The sequence below is a fragment of the Mycobacterium sp. TH-M103 genome, from assembly GCF_057473785.1.
Window position 1 is genome coordinate 1 of the sequence record NZ_JBYCLG010000150.1, and the last position, 3900, is coordinate 3900.

Below are 3900 nucleotides of genomic sequence, written 5' to 3' on the forward strand. Positions count from 1 at the left end.
CATTCCACGGCGCCGGAGATCTTCCTGGCCGCCGCCAGCCAGCGGACCAAGAACATCCGGTTGGGCTTCGGCATCATGCACCTGCTGCCCGCCGTCAACCACCCCGCCCGGGTGGCCGAACGCGTCGCGACCATCGACCTGCTCTCCAACGGACGCGTCGAATTCGGCACCGGGGAAGGCTCCTCCGTCGGTGAGCTCGGTGGCTTCGACGTCGACCCGGCCGACAAGCGCGCCCAGTGGGAGGAGTCCCTCGAGGTGGCCATCCGGTGCATGATCGAGGAGCCGTTCACCGGTTTCAAGGGTGAGCAGATCCAGATGCCGCCCCGCAACGTGATCCCCAAGCCGATGCAAAAGCCGCATCCCCCGGTCTGGGTGGCCTGCACGCGGCCGGCCAGCGTGCAGATGGCGGCCCAGAAGTGCATCGGCGCGCTGAGTTTCGCCTACACCGGCCCCGGGCCGCTCACCGAGCGGGTCAACGGCTACTACAAGGAGTTCGAGGAGAATGGCGTGCCCGTCACGCCGCAGATCAACCCGAACATCCTGGCCATCGGCGGGGACTTGTCGATGATGGTCGCCAAGACCGAGGAACAGGCGCTCCAGCGTCTCGGGCAGGGCGGCGGGTTCTTCTCGTTCGGGATCATGCACTACTACCTGACCGGGATGCACACCCCCGGGCGGACCGGGGTGTGGCAGCGCTACCTCGAAGAGGTCGAGAAGGACCCGACGCTGGCCTACGGTCCCGGCCGCGGCGCGATCGGAACGCCGGCCACCGTGCGCGAATTCCTGCGCGGCTACGAGGAGAGCGGCGTCGACGAGATCATCCTGCTGCTCAACCCGCGCAGCCACGAGGGCACCATGGAGTCGATCGAGCTGATGGGTACGGAGGTGCTGCCCGAGTTCATCGAGCGCGACGCGAAGGCGGTCGCCGACAAGGCCAGGCGGCTCGAGCCCGTCATCGAAAAGGTGGAGGCGCGGCGGCCGGCACCGGCCGCGCCGCAGTTCGACGAGACCTACGCCTTCGGCGGCCTGCCCACCGGCCGCGACAAGTTCACGGCCAGCGAGATCCCCGAGGCCATGGCCGAGATCAACGAGGGCCGCGTCCAGGCGGCGCAGCGGGCCAGGGAGCAGCGCAAGTGATCCCGGAAGCCGGCTGACGTTGGCAGAGATCGACGGGCTGTGGCGCTACGACGGCCGCCGGGCGGTCGTGACCGGATGTGCGTCGGGCATCGGCGAACAGGTGCTGCGCCGGCTCACCGAACTCGGCGCCGAGGTGGTCGGCCTCGACAAGCGCCGGCCGGCACTCGAGCTCAACGCTTTTCACGAGGTGGACCTCGCCGACCCGGGCTCGATCGACCGGGCGGTGGCCGCGATCGGCGGGCCGGTGGACGCGCTGTTCAACGTGGCCGGGGTGTCCTCGGGGATCGGCGATCCGCCGCTGGTCGTCACCATCAACTTCCTGGGTCCGCGGCATCTCACCGAGGCGCTGCTCCCGCTGATGGGCCCGGGGTCGTCCATCGTGAGCGTGTCGTCGCTGGCGGCCGCCGGGTACCGCGAGCACCTGCGATCGGTCGCACCACTGCTGCGCACCTCCACGATGCGGGAGGGCATCGACTGGTGCCGTGAGCATCCCGACGAGCTCACCGGAGGGGGGTACCGGTTGGCCAAGGAAGCGGTCATCCTGTACACCATGCAAAGTGCGACGCCCCTCGGGGCCCGGGGCATCCGGATCAACTGCACCGGCCCGGGGGTCACCGAGACGCCGATCCTCGATCAGTTGCGCACGGCCTACGGTCAGGGCTTCCTCGACGACATCCCCAAGCCGTTGGGACGGGTTTCCACGGCCGCGGAACAGGCATCGGTGCTGCTGTTCCTGAACAGCGCTGCGGCAAGCTACATCTCGGGCCAGGTGGTGTGGGTCGACGGGGGCAACGTCGGAGCGGCGATCGCCCGCGAACTCGAGGAAGGAGCCCCGTGGCCGGCTTGACCGAATTCCGGCGGGTCGCCCGCGACGTCTCCAACTGGGGGCGGTGGGGCGCCGACGACGAGCTCGGCACGCTGAACTTCATCACGGCCGACAAGGTCGCGCACGCCGCAAGCCTGGTCCGGCACGGCAAGGTGTTCCCGCTCGGGGTGGACTTCGGCTCGTCGGGGCCGCAGGGAGCCTTCCATTTTCGGCACAACCCCGTCCTGGTGATGACCGTCGACGGCGGAGACGCGAACACACTCGCGCAGTACGGGCCCCGATGGACCCAGAACCCGACCGCCGAGCAGATGGGTGGCTACTTCGTCGACAACCTGTTCCGGTTCAACGAGGACATGGTCATCATGCCGCTGCAGGCGGCCACCCAGTGGGATGCGCTGTCGCACGTCTACTACGACGACAAGCTCTACAACGGCTTCGCGGCCGGTTCGGTCACCAGCATGGGCGCCTACCACTGCAGCATCGCCAAGGTCGACGTCAAGGGGATCACCTCGCGCGGCGTGCTGCTGGACCTGGTGCGGCACCGGGGCGCGGAGGTGTTCCTCGAGCAGGGGAATCCGATCACTCCACAGGAATTGGACGACGTCGTCCGGGCGCAGGGGGTCACCATCGAGCGTGGCGACATCGTCGTGATCCGGACGGGCTGGTGGGCGAGGTTTTTGCAGACGGGCAACAAGACGGAGCCGTTCTCGGGGCTGCACTGGCGTTGTGCGTCGTGGCTGCACGACCACGAGGTCGCGGCGGTCGCGTCCGACAATCTTCAGGTCGAGGACCTGGTTCCGGATGTCGAGGGCGCGTTCCTGCCCATGCACCTGCTGTGCCTGCGCGACATGGGGTTGATGCTCGGTGAGTTCTGGGACCTGACGGCGCTGGCGGAAGATTGTGCCGCGGACGGCGTCTACGACTTCCAGCTCGTCGCGCCGCCGCTGAGATTCGTCGGCGCGGTCGGTTCTCCGGTGAACCCGATTGCGATCAAGTAGAAAAGGCGCCGATGGAGATTCAGCGCAAGACCATGCTGGTCGACGGACTGGCCACGAGCTATCTGGAGGCTGGCGACGGCGACCCGGTGGTGCTGCTGCACGGCGGCGAGTTCGGGGCAGGCGCCGAACTCGGCTGGGAGCACAACATCTCGGCCCTGGCGGCGCACTATCGGGTGCTGGCCCCGGATCAGCTGGGCTTCGGTGAGTCGGCCAAGGTGGTCGACTTCGTGAATGGGCGCGGGATGCGGATCCGGCACGTGGCGCGCTTCTGCGAGCTGCTCGGCGTGGACGCCGCACACTTCGCCGGAAACTCGATGGGTGCCGTCAACCTGCTCACCGACGCGACCTCGGAGAATCCGATGCTGCCGATCCGCAGCCTGGCGATCATCTGCGGGGGCGGGGAGATTCAGCAGAACGAGCACTTCGAGGCCTTACAGCAGTACGACGCGACGCTGCCGGCGATGCGGCGCATCGTCGAGGCGCTGTTCTACGACCCGGGATATCCGGCCGACGATGATTATGTGCGGCGCCGCCACGAATCAAGCACCGCGCCCGGCGCGTGGGAAGCCGTGGCGGCGGCCCGATTTCGGCGTCCGGGTGCGGGGCCGTCCGGGACGGCGTCGAGCGCGCGAGCCTACGAGCGCATCGGTGTGCCGACCGTGGTGGTCGAGGGCGGCGGGGACAAGCTGCTTCCGCCCGGATGGGCGGCGCAGATCGCCGAGCAGATCGACGGCGCCCGCTCGGCGGTGGTCGACAAGGCCGGGCATTGCCCGCAGATCGAGCAGGCGCCGGCCGTCAACGACCTGTTGCTGGACTTCTTCGAAACGGCCTGACTCCTCAGAAGGGCGCTTCCGGGTTTTCTGTGGGTCTGGTCTGGGCGTGATGGGCGCAGGGCGGCAGGATGTGCTGTGTGCGCGACACCGAGTTGTACCGCCATCT

General features: G+C 68.4%; 4 protein-coding genes. All 4 read left to right on the top strand.

Going from position 1 to position 3900, the window contains the following annotated elements; all coding sequences use genetic code 11:
• A partial coding sequence (locus AC2VOR_RS08360; RefSeq protein WP_486963589.1) for an LLM class flavin-dependent oxidoreductase occupies positions 1–1137 on the top strand: 1137 nt, incomplete at its 5' end.
• A 19-nt stretch (positions 1138–1156) separates the two neighbouring features.
• Positions 1157–1984 (top strand): coniferyl-alcohol dehydrogenase, encoded by an 828-nt coding sequence (locus tag AC2VOR_RS08365; RefSeq protein ID WP_486963590.1) that lies wholly within the window; start codon positions 1157–1159, stop codon positions 1982–1984.
• Positions 1972–2961, top strand: coding sequence for a cyclase family protein (locus tag AC2VOR_RS08370; protein ID WP_486963591.1), 990 nt, complete (start codon positions 1972–1974; stop codon positions 2959–2961). The genes AC2VOR_RS08365 and AC2VOR_RS08370 overlap by 13 nt, the downstream gene beginning before the upstream one ends.
• An 11-nt stretch (positions 2962–2972) precedes the next feature.
• Complete coding sequence (locus AC2VOR_RS08375; RefSeq protein WP_486963592.1) at positions 2973–3794, top strand: alpha/beta fold hydrolase; 822 nt, start codon at positions 2973–2975, stop codon at positions 3792–3794.
• Positions 3795–3900: the final 106 nt, after the last annotated feature.

What these genes read in the sequence shown, in the direction of transcription:
- AC2VOR_RS08375 (WP_486963592.1), top strand. Translation starts at nt 2,973, where the DNA reads ATGGAGATTCAGCGCAAGACCATGCTGGTCGACGGACTGGCCACGAGC.